This window comes from Amycolatopsis sp. NPDC039088, assembly GCF_055598845.1.
Map to the genome: position 1 here is coordinate 51159 of NZ_JBVKAE010000035.1, position 14617 is coordinate 65775.

Genomic DNA, 14617 nt, shown 5'->3' on the forward strand with positions numbered 1-14617 from the left:
ATTCCGTCCTATGGGGACCCCTTATGACATCGCACACCTGGATCGATGGCTGGATCGATCGTGATGGTCGATGTCACGGAAAGATTCCCCCCGGACACGTTCAGCCATGGGACTTGTCGGCCGGACATGGTAAACAGTGCGAGTTCGTGTGGTCCTCTCCAGTGAGGAGGTCGCCTGTGGCGGCAGAAAACGAGCAGCTCACGGTCGGTGTGGTCCGGGAAACCGGACAAGGCGAACGCCGCGTCGCGCTGGTTCCGAAGCTCGTCGAGCGCGTCTCCGGACGCGGATTGCGGGTGGTGGTCGAGCCCGGTGCGGGCGCCGGCGCGTTGCTCGCCGACGAGATCTTCGAACAGGCGGGTGCGGAGATCGGCGACCCGTGGGATGCCGACATCGTGGTGAAGGTGGCGCCGCCGAGCGCGGCCGAGGTCGCGAAGCTCAAAACAGGCACGATCCTCATCGGTTTCCTGAATCCACGGGCCGATCCGGACGGGATAGCGGCGCTGGAAACGGCGGGCGTACGCGCTTTCGCCGTCGAGGCGATCCCGCGGATCTCCCGTGCGCAGGCCATGGACGCGCTGTCGTCCCAAAGCAGTGTCGCGGGTTATCGCGCGGTTCTGCTGGCCGCGCAGAGACTCACCCGCTTCTTCCCGATGCTCACCACCGCGGCGGGCACCGTGCCACCGGCGAAGGTGCTCGTGCTCGGCGCGGGTGTCGCCGGGCTGCAGGCACTGGCCACGGCGAAACGGCTCGGCGCGCAGACCACCGGGTACGACGTCCGGCCGGAGGTCGGCGAGCAGGTGAAGTCGCTCGGCGCGAAATTCCTCGACCTCGGCATCGAGGCGGTCGGTGAAGGCGGGTACGCCCGCGAACTGACCGAAGAGGAAAGGGCCGAGCAGCAACGCAGGCTCACCGAGGCGATCACGAAGTTCGACGTGGTGATCACCACCGCGCTCGTCCCCGGCCGGAAGGCGCCGACCCTCGTCACCGCCGACGCGGTCAAGGGAATGCCCGCCGGTGGTGTCGTGGTCGACCTCGCCGGTGAGTCCGGCGGCAACTGCGAACTGACGAAACCGGGCGAGGAGGTCGTCGAGTACGACGTCACCATCTGCTCGCCGCTCAACCTCGCCGCGGAGATGCCCGCGCACGCCAGTGAGCTGTACGCGCGCAACGTCACCGAACTGCTGGAACTGCTCGTCGACAAGGAAGGCAAGCTCGCGCTCGACTTCTCCGACGAGATCGTCGCCGGGGCCTGCGTGGCCGGAAAAGAAGAAGGGGGCGAGTGATGCTGGTAGGCAGTTTGGCGATCCTCGTACTCGCCGGATTCGTGGGCTTCACGGTCATTTCCAAGGTGCCCAACACGTTGCACACCCCGCTCATGTCGGGCACCAACGCCATCCACGGCATCGTCCTGCTCGGCGGGCTGATCGTGCTCGGCCTCGGGGTGGACGGCGTACTGAACAAGATCCTGCTGGTGATCGCGATCGCCTTCGGCACGATCAACGTGGTCGGCGGCTTCCTCGTCACCGACCGCATGCTTTCGATGTTCAAGGCGAAGAAGCCGGAAGAGGGTGGTGACAAGTGACGACCTTCATCGCCGTCCTCTACATCATTTCCTTCGCACTGTTCATCTACGGCCTGATGGGGCTGACCGGTCCGCGTACCGCGGTGCGCGGCAACTGGATCGCGGCGGTCGGCATGGGCATCGCGGTGATCGCGACGCTCTTGACCCCCGGCATGAGCAACTGGCTGCTGATCGCACTCGGCGTCGCGATCGGTGTCGTCGTCGGCGTGCCGTCCGCGCGCAAGGTGAAGATGACCGCGATGCCGCAGATGGTGGCGCTGTTCAACGGCGTCGGCGGCGGGGCGGTCGCGCTCATCGCGTGGGTCGAGTTCCGGACCACGGACGGCTACGCGCACGAGCCGGCGTACGTCGCGATCGCGTCGCTCTTCGCCGCCATCGTCGGTTCGATCTCCTTCTGGGGCTCGAACATCGCGTTCGGGAAACTGCAGGAGCTCATCTCCGGCCGTCCGATCACCCTGGGCAAACTGCAGCAGCCGGTCAACGCGCTGGTACTGATCGCCGCGGTCGTGCTGGCGGTCGTCATCGCCACCGGCGGCGACGCCGAACTGCTGATGATCGGCCTGCTGGTGGCCGCGGGCGTGCTCGGCGTGGTGGTCGTGCTGCCGATCGGCGGCGCGGACATGCCGGTCGTCATCTCCCTGCTGAACGCGCTCACCGGTCTGTCGGCGGCGGCCATGGGCCTCGCCCTCGACAACACCGCGCTGATCGTGGCGGGCATGATCGTCGGCGCCTCGGGTTCGATCCTGACGAACCTGATGGCGAAGGCGATGAACCGGTCGATCCCCGCCATCGTCGCCGGTGGGTTCGGCGGCGGCACCGCGGTCGCCAGCAGCGGCTCCGGCGAGGTCCGGCCGGTCCGCAGCACCAGCGCGTCCGACACCGCGATCCAGATGGCGTACGCCAACAAGGTCGTGGTCGTCCCCGGTTACGGCATGGCCGTCGCGCAGGCGCAGCACGTGGTCCGCGAGATGGCGAAGCTGCTGGAGGCCAAGGGGATCACGGTCGCCTACGCCATCCACCCGGTGGCGGGCCGGATGCCGGGGCATATGAACGTGCTCCTCGCCGAGGCCGACGTCCCGTATGAGCAGCTCAAGGAAATGGACGAGATCAACTCCGAGTTCGCCCAGACCGACGTCGCGCTGGTGATCGGCGCGAACGACGTCACGAACCCGGCGGCGGAGACCGACCCCGGCTCGCCCATCTACGGGATGCCGATCCTCAAGGTGAACCACAGCCGGTCTGTGATCGTGCTCAAACGCTCGATGAGCTCGGGCTTCGCCGGCATCGACAACGAGCTCTTCTACGATGCGAAGACCAGCATGCTCTTCGGCGACGCGAAGTCGTCGGTGGGCGAGATCGTGGAGGAACTCAAAGCACTGTGACCGGCCCATCGGAAGTCGTCGCGTCGTTCGACGACCCGGCCGACAACCTCGCGTTCGACGAAGCCCTCCTGCGCGCCGCACCGGAAGCGCCGGTCCTGTGGATCTGGCGCAACACCGACTGTGTGGTCGTGGGGCGGGGGCAGAAGATCGAACGCGAGGTCAAGGCCGACGTCTGTGCGAGCGACGGCGTCCCGGTGCTGCGCCGGGCCAGTGGCGGCGGCACGGTGTTCCACGATCCCGGCAATCTCAACATCACCCTCGTCCTGCCGGGGCTCGGCTTGTCGGCGAAAGCCGTCAAGCCGCTCGAAGCACTCGGGGAACTGATGACCGCGACGGTGGCCGGACTCGGGCTGCCGTCGCGGCTCGGTGATCGAGGGCTGTTCGTCGGTGACGCGAAGCTGTGCGGTTTCGCCGTGTTCCGGACGAGAACGGGCTTGCTCGCGCATTCGACCCTGCTCGTTTCGACTGCGGCCGAACGCGTCGGCCGGTACCTCAGCGCGGCACCGGCGGATCCCCGTCCGCTCGACTCGCATCGGAGCCGGGTCGCGTCGCTCGCCGACCATGGCCTGCGCAAAGGTGTCGCGGACGTCACGGCCGCGGTCCGCGCGGCGGCGGCCGCGCAACTGGGTGAACTCGGCACCCGGAAGCCCTCGGCGGCGGAGCGGGAGTGGCACAGCTCGCTCCGGCACACGCGATACCAGTACCCGCGGTGGCACTCTGAAGGCGCTCAGCGTAATTAGCCTCGTGAGTGGGTAATGACGGTTCTAACCGTCGTTTCACTCACGAGACGAAAAGGGCCCCATTCGCTTTTCGCGCGAATGGGGCCCTTTTTCGGGAGAACTACTTTTCCTTGGCCGAGAAAGTGACGGCGGGCACCTTGCGGGCGGCCCGGGTGGTCTTCTTCGGCTCCACGGCCTTCTTCACCGGAGTCTTGGCGGCGGCCTTCGGAGCGGCCTTGGCGGCCGTCGCCTTCGCGGCCGTGGTCTTGGCCGCGGGCTTCGCCGTCGCCGTCTTCGCCGGGGCCTTGGCCGCGGCGGCGGCCTTGGCGCGGCCGGCCGGAGCCTTGGCCGTGGTGGTCTTCGCCGCCGTGCCGCGGGCCGCCTTCGCCTTGGCCGCGGTGGCTTTCGCCGTGCTCCTGGCGGTGGTCTTGGTCTCCGCCTTGGGGGCGGCGACCTTCGCGGCGGCGGTCTTGGGAGCGGCCTTGGCGGCGGCGGGCTTGCGGCCGGCGACACCCTTCGCGGCGGGTTTGCGACCCGGCTTCGCGGCGGTCTTCGCCTCCGCCTTCGCGGCGGTCGCCGCGGTCTTCGGTGTCGACTTCGACACCCGGGCACCCTTGGGTCGCTGCACGACCCGCGGCCGCAGTTTCCGTCCACCGATCCGGCGGCCGTTCTCCACATAAGCACGCAGGATTTCCCGGAGCGCGGTGGCGTTGTCGGCCGAAAGGTCGATGTCGTAGGCGATTCCGTCCAAAGCGAAGGCGACCGTTTCTTCGGCCGCTTCGCCGGTCAGATCGTCCAGCAAATGCACAGCAGTGTTCCTGGCCATGAAAAAACCTCCCGCGCTCGATCGTTCTACTGCGTAACCGGCACGGTGCAACCTGAACCCGCGGCTGATGACTCACGCAGCGACACGAGGATAGCGGCAGGTTGCGCGAAGCTGCGCGGTGGTGTGCGCTGAATGCATGTCAGCACAGACTTTTGACGTGATCGTGATCGGAGGCGGCCCGGTCGGTGAGGTCGCCGCCGAGCGCGCCGCCCGCGGCGGCCTCCAGGTCGCCCTCGTCGAAGACGAACGCTTCGGCGGCGAATGTTCTTACTGGGCCTGCATTCCGAGCAAGGCGCTGCTGCGCCCCGGCAACCTGCTCGCCGCGGCCAAACGCGTCCCCGGTGTCCCGGTGGGCGACGCGGTCGACCCCGCCGAGGTGTTCGCGCGCCGGGACTGGTTCACCGGCAAGGGAGACGACAGCGGACAGGTCAAGTGGGCGGAAGGGGCCGGGATCGCCCCGATCCGAGGGCACGGCCGGATCACCGGTGAGCGGGAGGTCACGGTCGACGGCGGTGACGTCCTCACCGCGAGGCACGCGGTGATCGTCGCCACCGGCAGCGTTCCGCGGACGCCGTCGATCCCCGGGCTGGACACCATTTCCCCTTGGGGTTCGCGGGAGGCGACCTCGGCGGAAGAGGTCCCGCGCCGCCTCGGCGTACTCGGTGGCGGTGTCGTCGGCGTCGAAATGGCGCAGGCCTATGCCACGCTCGGCGCCGAAGTCCACCTGATCATCTCGGGGGCGCGTCCCTTGCCGCGGCTGCCGGATTTCGTCGGCGACGCGGTCATCGCGGGGCTGCGCGAAGCCGGGGTCACCGTGCACACCGGCTCCGGTGTCGACTCCGTGTCCGCTTTGGACGGTGGTAAGGAACTGGCGCTGAAGGGCGGCGATCGGTTGGTCGTCGACGAACTGCTCGTCGCCACCGGCCGCCGTCCGGCGACCGACGGACTCGGTGTGGAGGTGCTCGGCCTCGAAGCCGGTGCGGCGCTCACGACCGACGACAACGGTCGTGTGTCCGCTGTGGACGGTGACTGGCTGTTCGCCGTCGGGGACGTCACCGGCAGGGCTCCGCTGACCCATCAGGGCAAGTACGCCGCCCGGGCCACCGGCGACGCGGTGGCCGCGCAGGCGGCGGGCAAGCCGGTCGACTCCGCCGCGTGGAGCGCGCACAGTTCCACCGCCGACCACTACGCCATCCCACAGGTCGTCTTCACCGACCCGGAGGTCGCTTCGGTCGGGCTCGCCGGCCCGGAAGAGGGCGAACCGCATCGCGTCGTCGACATCGACATCGCGGTCGCCGGTTCGTCACTGCACGCGGACGGCTACGCGGGCAAGGCGCGGATCGTCGTCGACACCGAGCGCGGTGTCCTGGTCGGCGCGACCTTCGTCGGGCAGGACGTGGCCGAACTGCTGCATTCGGCGACGATCGCGATCGTGGGGGAGGTCCCGCTGCCGAGGCTGTGGCACGCGGTTCCGTCGTTCCCCACGATCAGCGAGGTGTGGCTGCGCCTGCTGGAGGCGTACGGGCTCTGAGGCTCAGCCGTTGACGGGGAGTTCGAGCGCGGCCTTCGCGCCACGGACCAGGCCGGGATCGTCCGGAGTGGACGGTCCCGGCACCCACACCACCTGGATCAGCCGGACCGACTTCCCGTCCTGGCTGCTCTGGTAGGCCGCGCCCTCGAACACGGGGACTTCGCCCTGCCACTGGTTGGTTTCGGTGGCGAGATCGAGGATGCCGCCACCGCCGGGGGTGTCGGCGGCCGCCTTGAACGCGGTCGCCTGCGCGGTGTCCGGGAACTCGACGACGGCGATCGTCACCGCGGCGGCCCTGCCGTCGATGGAACTGGCGAAGCTGGCCCGTTTCACCGTCGAGCAACTCGTCTGCTGAAGGCTCGCCTGGACGTCGCCGTACGCGTGCGACGCGCATTTCTGGTCCGCGGCCGACGCCCGCGAGGTGAATTGGATGTTCTCCACGGCGCTGCTGCTGGGCGGGGCGGAGCTGGTCGCCGGGGTCGGTGCCGGTGGGGTCTGCGTGGACGCGGTGTCGTCCCCGCCGGAAGCGACGGCGATGGCCGCGACCAGCAGCACGATGAGCAGGCCGATCGCGGCGACCGGAAGCCACTTCACCGTCTTGGACTGGTGAGGCTTGGACTGGTGCGGCGCCTTCGGTGCGGACTCGGTTGGAGCGGAGGCCGCGGCGGGGACGGCCACCGGTGGTGGGGTCTGCCGGACCGGGGGAACCGATTTCGCGGCGGCCCGCGGAGGGGCGGGCTGAACAGGCGGCGCCGGCGGTGCGGCCGGTTTCGCCGATCTCTTCGCCTTTCCCGGGTGCTGCACGGGAACCGTCGGCGCGATCGCGACGAGCGGGTTCTCGCGGATCACCGTCGGCTCGTCGTCGGAGTAGGCGCTGAATCCCTCGCCGAGCAACATCTCTTCGGGCATCGGAGGCGCGTCCGGGGCTAGCGCGGCGATCAGCTCCCGCGCCTGCTGAACCGACCGGGGCCGGTCCGCGGTGGCCAGCGAAACCGTCGCGGCGAGCATCGTCGTCGCCGTCGGGTACAGGACGCGGACCGAGCCCGCGAGGTCCGACGGCGGCTGATCGACCGTCTCCACGTACGGGCCGACGGCGATGATCGTGCCGATCGGCCCGGCGCCGGGGGCGACGTCGGCGATCTTGTGCGTGCACGCGGCGGACAGCGAGAGCGCGTCGGTGGCCGGGTTGATCGACGTGTCGCCATGGACCAGCGGCCAGCCGTCGGCCTTCCACGGCCCGCCGAGCGGGGCTTCGAGTTTCAGCGCCGGGTCCGGCAGGTCGACACCGATGACGATGATGACGCCCTTGGGCATGACGATGACCGCCTCGACGGCCCGTTCGTCGGCCGGGCGGGCGCCGATCAGGGCGACCCCGCCGACGACGTTGCTCCCGCGGCCGAGTGAGGCCAGCGCGGCGCGTACGTCCTCGGCCACCCGGGACGGCTGCTGAGCGAGGCGAACGAGTCGCACCGAACCCCTCCCCATCTCGTCGGTCTCGGTGCACAAACTAGCGCCTCCATCCGGACTAATGGGGAGACACGTCCCAGGTAGGGGCGGTGAGGTTGCTCCGAAAAGTTGTAATGCGCGTGAGCGCCGTCACCCGTCCGGGTAGTACTCGTTGGTAGGTGACAGTTCCCTGCCCCCTGTCACCAGGAGAAACACATGGCCGCATTTCGCCACTGGCGTCGACGTGCAGCGCTCGTCGTCGCCCTGCTAGCCGTCCCTGCCGCGGGGTTGGTCCCCGCGCAGGCCGCAGGGCCGCTGGCACCCGTGGCTCCCGGACTGTCCCGGCTGTTGTCGGCCGTCTCCGGCGCCACGGGGGTGACCGCGCTCGTGCACGCCGGCGACGTCGCCACCGCCGAGCGCGCCGCCCGCGAAGCCGGGCTCACGAAGATCACCTCGTTCGGGAAGATCGGTGTCGTCGCCGTCCGGGGCACCGCCGACCAGGTGCGCGCGGTCCGCGAGGCGGCCGGGGTCATCTACGTCGAAGGGAACGAGAAGCTCAAGGCACACGGCAGCACGGGCACCACGGCGACGCGGAGCCTCCAGACGCAGACACAGCTCAAGGACGCCGGTGGCGCGCCGGTGGACGGCAGGGGCGTTTCCGTCGCGATCATCGACACCGGCGTCGACCCGACGCATCCCGCGTTCAAGGGTGCCGACGGCAAGACACGGGTGGTGCGCAGCCTGAAGAGCCTCTGCCTCGACGGGACCACGACCGGCTGCATCGTCGACGTCCCGACGTCGGTCGACACCGACACCCTTTCCCTCGGCGGCCACGGCACGCACGTCACCGGTATCGCCGCCGGCAACCGGCTGACGCTGACCGACGGCACCAAGGTCGGCGGCTCGGCGCCGGGTTCGAAGATCGTCTCGGTCTCGACCGGGGCCGCGCTGCTCGTGCTCGGCACGGACGCGGCGCTGAACTGGGTGCTGGAGAACCACAAGGCGCCGTGCGGCGCGGGCGTCCCGGCGTCGGTGTGCCCGCCGATCAAGGTGACCAACAACTCCTACGGCCCCACCGGTGGTGGCACCTTCGACCCGAACTCGGCGACGGTGAAGCTGCAGCGCGCGCTCGCCGCGGAAGGCGTCGTCACGGTGTGGGCGAACGGGAACGACGGCGGCGACGGTTCGGCGAACCTCTCCAACCCGCCTGGGCAGGACCAGACGCCGGGTGTGCTTTCGGTGGCGTCGTTCAACGACCAGGGGACCGGCACCCGCGATGGCACCGTGTCCGACTTCTCCTCGCGCGGCCTCAAAACCGCCCAGTCGAGCTGGCCCGACGTTTCCGCTCCCGGCGAGAACATCCTGTCGTCCTGCCGTCCGACGCAGCCGATCTGCACGCAGGGCGGGCAGCCCAAGAGCGGGCCGGGAGTGCTGGACCTCGCCACCTACAACGTGATCAGCGGGACTTCGATGGCGGCGCCGCAGATCACCGGCATCGTCGCGCAGCTGTTCCAGGTCGCGCCGAACGCGAGTCCGGGTGACATCGAGGCCGCGATCAAGGCCACGGCGTACAAGTTCGCGAACGGCTCGCCGTACGTGGCGGCCGGGCCGTACGCGTCGAGCTTCGACAAGGGCACCGGTCTGGTGGACACCTTCGCCGCCGCGCAATCCCTCGGCGCCCAGGGTTGACCCGCGTGAAGGCCTCCTTCCCATGACTGAGCCGAGGGAAGGAGGCCTTCACGCGAGTCCCGCGTCCCAATCAGGTGCGACTTATGGTGTTCATGTGGCCAAACAGCACAGTTGGGGTGCACAATGTGCTCACGCGTATCGGGCGGCGGCACGAGCCACCTGACCAGCGCAGCTCGCGAGGTCGTAGGGGAAGACGCCCCTCGTCGAGTAGCGGAGGTCAGCAGTGAGCACCCGTGGCAACACCCGTGGCGTGGTGTACGTCCACTCGTCGCCGTCTGCGGTCTGTCCGCACGTCGAGTGGGCCATTTCGGGCACCCTGGGTGCCCGAGTCGAGTTGAAGTGGACGGCGCAACCCGCCAGTCCAGGACAGCTCCGCGCCGAATGTGGTTGGCGCGCGCCTTCGGGCACCGGCGCGAAGCTGGCGTCCGCGCTCAAGGCGTGGCCGATGATCCGGTTCGAAGTCACCGAAGAGCCCAGTGCGGGGGTCGACGGTGAGAGGTTCTGTTTCGCCCCCGGCCTCGGCCTGTGGCACGGCAGGACCAGTGCCAACGGCGACATCGTCGTGGGTGAGGACCAGTTGCGCGCTCTCGTGAGCAAGGTCCGCACCGGTGAATCCCTGGCGCACAAGCTCGATGAGCTCCTCGCCGCCAATTGGGACGAAGCGCTCGAACCGTACCGGCACGCCGGCGACGGCGCTCCGGTCACCTGGCTGCATCAAGTCGGGTAGACGGCGTGAAGACGGAAGAGGCGGGCGGCTAACCTTTCAGGGTGACCGCCCAGCCTCGCCCCGCCTCTCGCCAGCGGTGGCTGATCCCCGTCCTCGTGGTGGTGATCTCCCTGACCGTCGGCATCGGGTTGCTGGCGCGCGAGCTCTACCGCCGTCCCGAGGCCGCGTCCACCGATCCGGTCGTCAGCGATTCGCCGTCGCCGGTCGCCCCGGGGGCGCAGCCTGGTTCGCCCATCGTCGAAGTCACGCCCGACGTCTTCGCGCATCCGCAGTACCAGAGCGTCCGCCAGGTGCTGCAGGGGTATTTCGACTCCATCAACAATCGCGACTATCCGAAGTGGACTTCGGTGGTCAGCCGGGAACGGGCCAAGACCAAGACCTCCTCGGAGTGGAAGAACGACTATCAGTCCACTCGGGACGGCAGCATCCTCGTCTACCGCATCGAGCCGGGCTCGCCGGGCTCGCTCCGGGTACTCGTCGCCTTCACCAGCACACAGGACGTCGACGACGCGCCGGTGTACCTGCCGGAGGGCTGTATCCGCTGGCGGCTGGTGCTGCCGCTGCGGTTGGAGAGCGGAACCTGGCGTGTGGACACCACCGATGGCGGTACCAATCCCGAGCACGAAAGATGCTGAAGTAAGGGCCGACATGGTCCCTCAGGCTGACGCGTGCGCGGGCGGAGGCGGAATAGAGTCGCGGGCATGGCAATTGATCAGCCGGCCTTGCTGACCGACGCCTCGAGGGGGCTCACCAGCGAAGAGGTCGCCCAACGGGTCGCCGCGGGCCAGACGAACACGGTCTCGACGAAGACCAGCCGGACCACCGGCGAGATCGTCCGCGCGAACGTCTTCACCCGGATCAACGCGATCTACGGCGTGCTGTTCGTGCTCATCCTGTCGACGGGGTATTTCATCGACGGGCTGTTCGGCGGATTGATCATCGTGAACAGCGCGGTCGGCATCATCCAGGAGCTCCGGGCGAAACGGACGCTGGAACGGCTCGCGATCGTGGGACAGGCGAAGCCGACCGTCCGCCGTGACGGGCAGAGCGCCGAGATCGCGCCGGAGGACGTCGTTCTCGGCGACCTCGTCGAACTGGGGCCAGGCGACAAGATCGTCGTCGACGGTCCGACGCTGACGGCCGAAGCGCTGGAGGTCGACGAGTCGCTGCTCACCGGCGAATCCGATCCCGTGGTCAAGCAGCCCGGCGACAAGGTGCTTTCCGGCAGCTTCGTCGTCGCGGGCAGCGGCACCTACCGCGCGGACATCATCGGCGATGAGTCCTATGCCGCGAAACTGGCCGCGGAGGCCAGCAAATTCACCCTGGTGAAGTCGGAACTGCGGCAGGGTATCGACAAGATCCTCAAGTTCATCACCTACCTGCTCGTTCCGGCGGGCGCGCTGACCATCTACAACCAGCTCGCGGGCGACCAGGCGTGGCCGGACGCGTTACGCGGCATGGTCGCGGCGCTCGTGCCGATGGTGCCCGAAGGCCTGGTGCTGATGACCAGTGTCGCGCTGGCGGTCGGCGTCATCCGGTTGGGCAAGCGCCAGTGCCTGGTGCAGGAACTGCCCGCGATCGAGGGGCTCGCCCGGGTCGACGTGGTGTGCGCGGACAAGACCGGCACGCTCACCGAGAACGCCATGCGGCTTTCCGAGGTCCGGGAAATCACTCCGGGGCATCCGGTGAACGACGCGCTGGCCGCGCTCGCCGCCGCCGATCCCCGGCCGAACGCGAGCCTGCAGGCGATCGCGGAGGCGCACGGGACCGATCCGGGCTGGCGGGTTTCCACGACGATGCCGTTCTCCTCGGCGCGCAAGTGGAGTGGCGCGTCGTTCGGCGGCGACGGTGACTGGGTGCTCGGCGCGGCCGACGTCCTGCTGCCCGAAGGGGAACACCGGGCCGAAGCCGAGAAGATCGGCTCACGTGGACTGCGGGTCCTGCTGCTGGGCCGGGCCGCGCGGGCCGTCGACGCGGCCGAGGGGCCCGGCGACATCGAACCGGTGGCGCTCGTGGTGCTGGAGCAGAAGGTGCGCGCCGACGCGAAGGACACTTTGGACTTCTTCGCGCATCAGGATGTCGCGGTCAAGGTCATCTCCGGCGACAACGCCATCTCGGTGGGCGCGGTCGCGGGCACCCTCGACCTGCCGGGCGCGGACAAGCCCGTCGACGCGCGGAAGCTGCCGGACGATGCGGAAAAGCTGGCCGAGACGGTGGAAGAGCGCGCCGTCTTCGGCCGCGTGACGCCGCTGCAGAAACGCGCGATGGTCGGTGCGCTGCAGTCGAAGGGGCACACCGTCGCGATGACCGGCGACGGCGTCAACGACGTCCTCGCGCTGAAGGACGCGGACATCGGCGTCGCCATGGGTGCCGGTAGCCCGGCCACCCGCGCGGTCGCGCAGATCGTGCTCCTGGACGACAAGTTCGCCACCCTGCCGCACGTCGTCGCCGAGGGGCGCCGGGTGATCGGCAACATCGAGCGTGTCTCGAACCTATTCCTCACCAAGACGGTCTACTCGGTGCTGCTGGCGCTGATGGTCGGCATCGCGCAGGTGCCGTTCCCGTTCCTGCCGCGGCACATCACGATCACCGCGTGGTTCACGATCGGCCTGCCCGCCTTCGTGCTCTCGCTGGCGCCGAACAACGAACGCGCCCGCACCGGGTTCGTCGGCAGGGTGATGCGGATGGCCGTACCGGCCGGGCTGGTCATCGCCACGGCGACGTTCGTCAGCTACCTGCTGGTCTACAAGGGATCCGGACAGTCCGAAGTGGACAAGATCCAGGCGGGGACGACAGCGCTGATCACGCTCATCACGATCGCGCTGTGGGTGCTCGGGATCGTCGCACGGCCGTACCGGTGGTGGAAGATCGGCCTGATCGGCGGGATGGTCGTACTGACCCTCGCACTGTTCCTGATCCCGTTCACGCAGAAGTTCTTCGCGCTGGACCCGAGTGTCAGCGCGTACACGCTCTCGGCGTTCGCGTGTGCCGGGGTGGGGATCGTGCTGGTGGAAGCGGCCTGGTGGATCGGGCGGCATCTGGTGAAGCGCTCGGAGGCCTGAGAACTCAAGCCCAGAAGTACGTGAAGGCCCCCTTCACTGCGTCTAGCGCAGTGAAGGGGGCCTTCACGTACTTACAACCGGTCTCAGGCCGCCGGAGTGAACAGCAGCGCCGTGTTGTGGCCGCCGAAACCGAACGAGTTGCTGATCGCCGCGCCCAGCTCGACCTTGCGGGCCTCGCCGGAGACGACGTCGAGCTGCACCTTCGGGTCCAGGTCCTCGAGGTTCAGCGTCGCCGGGATCAGGCCGTGGTAGATCGCCAGGATCGTGGCGATGCCCTCGACCGCGCCCGCACCGCCGACCAGGTGGCCGAGCGCGCCCTTGGGAGCGGTCACCACGGTGTGGTCGCCGATGGCGTTGCGGATCGCCGCGGCCTCGCCGACGTCACCGACGACCGTGGAGGTCGCGTGCGCGTTGACGTGGCCGACGTCGGTCGGGGAGACCCCGGCCATCGTCATCGCCTGCCGCATGGCGGCGATCTGGCCGATGCCCTCCGGGTGGTTGCCCGTGATGTGGTAGGCGTCCGAGGTGATCCCGTAGCCGCTCAGCTGCGCGTAGATCCGCGCGTTGCGGGCCTTCGCCCGGTCCGCCCGCTCCAGGATCACGACACCGGAACCCTCGCCGAGGACGAAACCATCACGGTTCACGTCGAACGGCCGGGACGCCTTCGTCGGATCGTCGTTGCGGGTGGACACCGTCCGCGCCTGGGCGAAACCGGCGAGGGTGATCGGGTGGATGCACGATTCGGCCCCACCGGCGACCACGACGTCGGCACGGCCCGAGCGGATCATCTCGTAGCCGGCGGCGATGCCTTCCGCGCCCGAAGCACAAGCCGACGCGGGCGAGTGCACACCGGCGCGGGCCTTCAGGTCGATCCCGACGTGTGCGGCGGGGCCGTTCGGCATCAGCATCGGCACGGTCAGCGGGGAAACCTTGCGGAGTCCCTGCTTGTGCAGAAGATCGTTCTGGGAGATCAGGGTGACCGGACCGCCGACACCGGTGCCGATGGTCACCCCCAGGCGCTCGGGGACCACGTCCTGATGCTCATCGGTCGGCTGCGTGAACCCCGCGTCCGCCCATGCCTGACGTGCGGCGATGAGGGCCACCTGCTCGCAGCGGTCCAGACGGCGAGCCTGGACCCGAGGCAGGACTTCGGACGGGTCCACGGCGAGCATGGCGCCGATCTTCACCGGCAGGTCGAGTTCGTCGACCCAGTCGGCTTCGATGCGGCGGATCCCGCTCGCCCCGGCGAGCAGACCGTCCCACGTGGACGCGACGTCCCCGCCGAGCGGCGTGGTGGCGCCCATCCCGGTGATCACGACGTCGATGTTGCTCATTGGTGTCTCCCCAAGGTCGGCGCCAATCAAGAACTGGGAATTACTTGGAGTTGGCCGACACGTAGTTCACCGCGTCGCCAACGGTCTTCAGGTTCGCCAGCTCGTCGTCCGGGATCTTGACGCCGAACTTGTCCTCGGCCTGAACAGCGATCTCCACCATGGACAGCGAGTCGATGTCGAGGTCGTCCACGAAGGACTTCTCGGCGGTCACGTCGTCCTGCGCCACACCGGCGACCTCTTCGACGATCTCGGCGAGGCCGGCGAGGATCTCTGCGTTGTCTGCCACTGGTTGTTCCCTTCTCGGTGATGCTTTCGGCTG

The 14617-nt window shown here is 68.9% G+C and carries 13 protein-coding genes; 9 read left to right on the top strand and 4 right to left on the bottom strand.

All coding sequences use genetic code 11. The features are described 5' to 3' along the window. The first annotated feature begins 176 nt into the window (after positions 1 to 176). The 4 genes from ACZ7KI_RS34095 to ACZ7KI_RS34110 are packed head-to-tail and all read left to right on the top strand — an operon-like array spanning position 177 to position 3704. The gene (locus tag ACZ7KI_RS34095) at positions 177 to 1283 is read left to right on the top strand and encodes a Re/Si-specific NAD(P)(+) transhydrogenase subunit alpha (protein WP_470277149.1); all 1107 of its coding nucleotides are present in this window, start codon (positions 177 to 179) and stop codon (positions 1281 to 1283) included. Beyond that, positions 1283 to 1582 carry an NAD(P) transhydrogenase subunit alpha part 2 gene (locus tag ACZ7KI_RS34100; protein WP_037313815.1) on the top strand — a complete coding sequence of 100 codons (300 nt, stop codon included), beginning with the start codon at positions 1283 to 1285 and terminating at the stop codon, positions 1580 to 1582. The genes ACZ7KI_RS34095 and ACZ7KI_RS34100 overlap by 1 nt, the downstream gene beginning before the upstream one ends. After that, complete coding sequence (locus ACZ7KI_RS34105) at positions 1579 to 2964, top strand: NAD(P)(+) transhydrogenase (Re/Si-specific) subunit beta (RefSeq protein ID WP_044850809.1); 1386 nt, start codon at positions 1579 to 1581, stop codon at positions 2962 to 2964. Before ACZ7KI_RS34100 ends, ACZ7KI_RS34105 begins: the two co-directional genes overlap by 4 nt. Continuing rightward, positions 2961 to 3704, top strand: a complete 744-nt coding sequence (locus tag ACZ7KI_RS34110; protein WP_470277150.1) for a lipoate--protein ligase family protein — start codon at positions 2961 to 2963, stop codon at positions 3702 to 3704. The genes ACZ7KI_RS34105 and ACZ7KI_RS34110 overlap by 4 nt, the downstream gene beginning before the upstream one ends. Positions 3705 to 3804: 100 nt before the next feature. Here the strand turns inward: ACZ7KI_RS34110 and ACZ7KI_RS34115 are convergent, their stop codons facing one another. Next, positions 3805 to 4509, bottom strand: a complete 705-nt coding sequence (locus ACZ7KI_RS34115) for an Lsr2 dimerization domain-containing protein (RefSeq protein ID WP_470277151.1) — start codon at positions 4507 to 4509, stop codon at positions 3805 to 3807. A gap of 157 nt (positions 4510 to 4666) precedes the next feature. On the opposite strand from ACZ7KI_RS34115, the gene ACZ7KI_RS34120 reads away from it, so the two are divergent. Continuing rightward, positions 4667 to 6040 carry a dihydrolipoyl dehydrogenase family protein gene (locus tag ACZ7KI_RS34120; protein WP_470277152.1) on the top strand — a complete coding sequence of 458 codons (1374 nt, stop codon included), beginning with the start codon at positions 4667 to 4669 and terminating at the stop codon, positions 6038 to 6040. 3 nt (positions 6041 to 6043) lie between these two features. Here the strand turns inward: ACZ7KI_RS34120 and ACZ7KI_RS34125 are convergent, their stop codons facing one another. Continuing rightward, a complete protein-coding gene (locus ACZ7KI_RS34125; RefSeq protein ID WP_470277181.1) occupies positions 6044 to 7525 on the bottom strand; it encodes a hypothetical protein in 1482 nt (493 codons plus the stop codon). 177 nt (positions 7526 to 7702) lie between these two features. Between ACZ7KI_RS34125 and ACZ7KI_RS34130 the strand changes: the two genes are divergently transcribed. The 4 genes from ACZ7KI_RS34130 to ACZ7KI_RS34145 all read left to right on the top strand — a co-directional run bounded on the left by ACZ7KI_RS34130 (position 7703) and on the right by ACZ7KI_RS34145 (position 12964). Further along, positions 7703 to 9175 (top strand): S8 family peptidase, encoded by a 1473-nt coding sequence (locus tag ACZ7KI_RS34130; protein ID WP_470277153.1) that lies wholly within the window; start codon positions 7703 to 7705, stop codon positions 9173 to 9175. A 223-nt stretch (positions 9176 to 9398) separates the two neighbouring features. Then, the gene (locus tag ACZ7KI_RS34135) at positions 9399 to 9902 is read left to right on the top strand and encodes a DUF3145 domain-containing protein (RefSeq protein ID WP_145926758.1); all 504 of its coding nucleotides are present in this window, start codon (positions 9399 to 9401) and stop codon (positions 9900 to 9902) included. 41 nt (positions 9903 to 9943) lie between these two features. Further along, complete coding sequence (locus ACZ7KI_RS34140) at positions 9944 to 10537, top strand: hypothetical protein (protein ID WP_470277154.1); 594 nt, start codon at positions 9944 to 9946, stop codon at positions 10535 to 10537. Between the two features lie 66 nt (positions 10538 to 10603). Beyond that, complete coding sequence (locus ACZ7KI_RS34145; protein ID WP_470277155.1) at positions 10604 to 12964, top strand: cation-translocating P-type ATPase; 2361 nt, start codon at positions 10604 to 10606, stop codon at positions 12962 to 12964. 83 nt (positions 12965 to 13047) lie between these two features. Here the strand turns inward: ACZ7KI_RS34145 and ACZ7KI_RS34150 are convergent, their stop codons facing one another. Continuing rightward, a complete protein-coding gene (locus ACZ7KI_RS34150) occupies positions 13048 to 14298 on the bottom strand; it encodes a beta-ketoacyl-[acyl-carrier-protein] synthase family protein (protein ID WP_470277156.1) in 1251 nt (416 codons plus the stop codon). A 40-nt stretch (positions 14299 to 14338) separates the two neighbouring features. Next, on the bottom strand, positions 14339 to 14584 hold the full coding sequence (locus ACZ7KI_RS34155; protein ID WP_004559006.1) for an acyl carrier protein: 246 nt from the start codon (positions 14582 to 14584) through the stop codon (positions 14339 to 14341). Positions 14585 to 14617 lie beyond the last annotated feature (33 nt).

Coding starts and splice junctions, on each gene's coding strand:
- ACZ7KI_RS34100 (WP_037313815.1), top strand. CDS start 1,283: ATGCTGGTAGGCAGTTTGGCGATCCTCGTACTCGCCGGATTCGTGGGC.
- ACZ7KI_RS34115 (WP_470277151.1), bottom strand. CDS start 4,509: ATGGCCAGGAACACTGCTGTGCATTTGCTGGACGATCTGACCGGCGAA.
- ACZ7KI_RS34125 (WP_470277181.1), bottom strand. CDS start 7,525: ATGGGGAGGGGTTCGGTGCGACTCGTTCGCCTCGCTCAGCAGCCGTCC.
- ACZ7KI_RS34130 (WP_470277153.1), top strand. CDS start 7,703: ATGGCCGCATTTCGCCACTGGCGTCGACGTGCAGCGCTCGTCGTCGCC.
- ACZ7KI_RS34145 (WP_470277155.1), top strand. CDS start 10,604: ATGGCAATTGATCAGCCGGCCTTGCTGACCGACGCCTCGAGGGGGCTC.
- ACZ7KI_RS34150 (WP_470277156.1), bottom strand. CDS start 14,298: ATGAGCAACATCGACGTCGTGATCACCGGGATGGGCGCCACCACGCCG.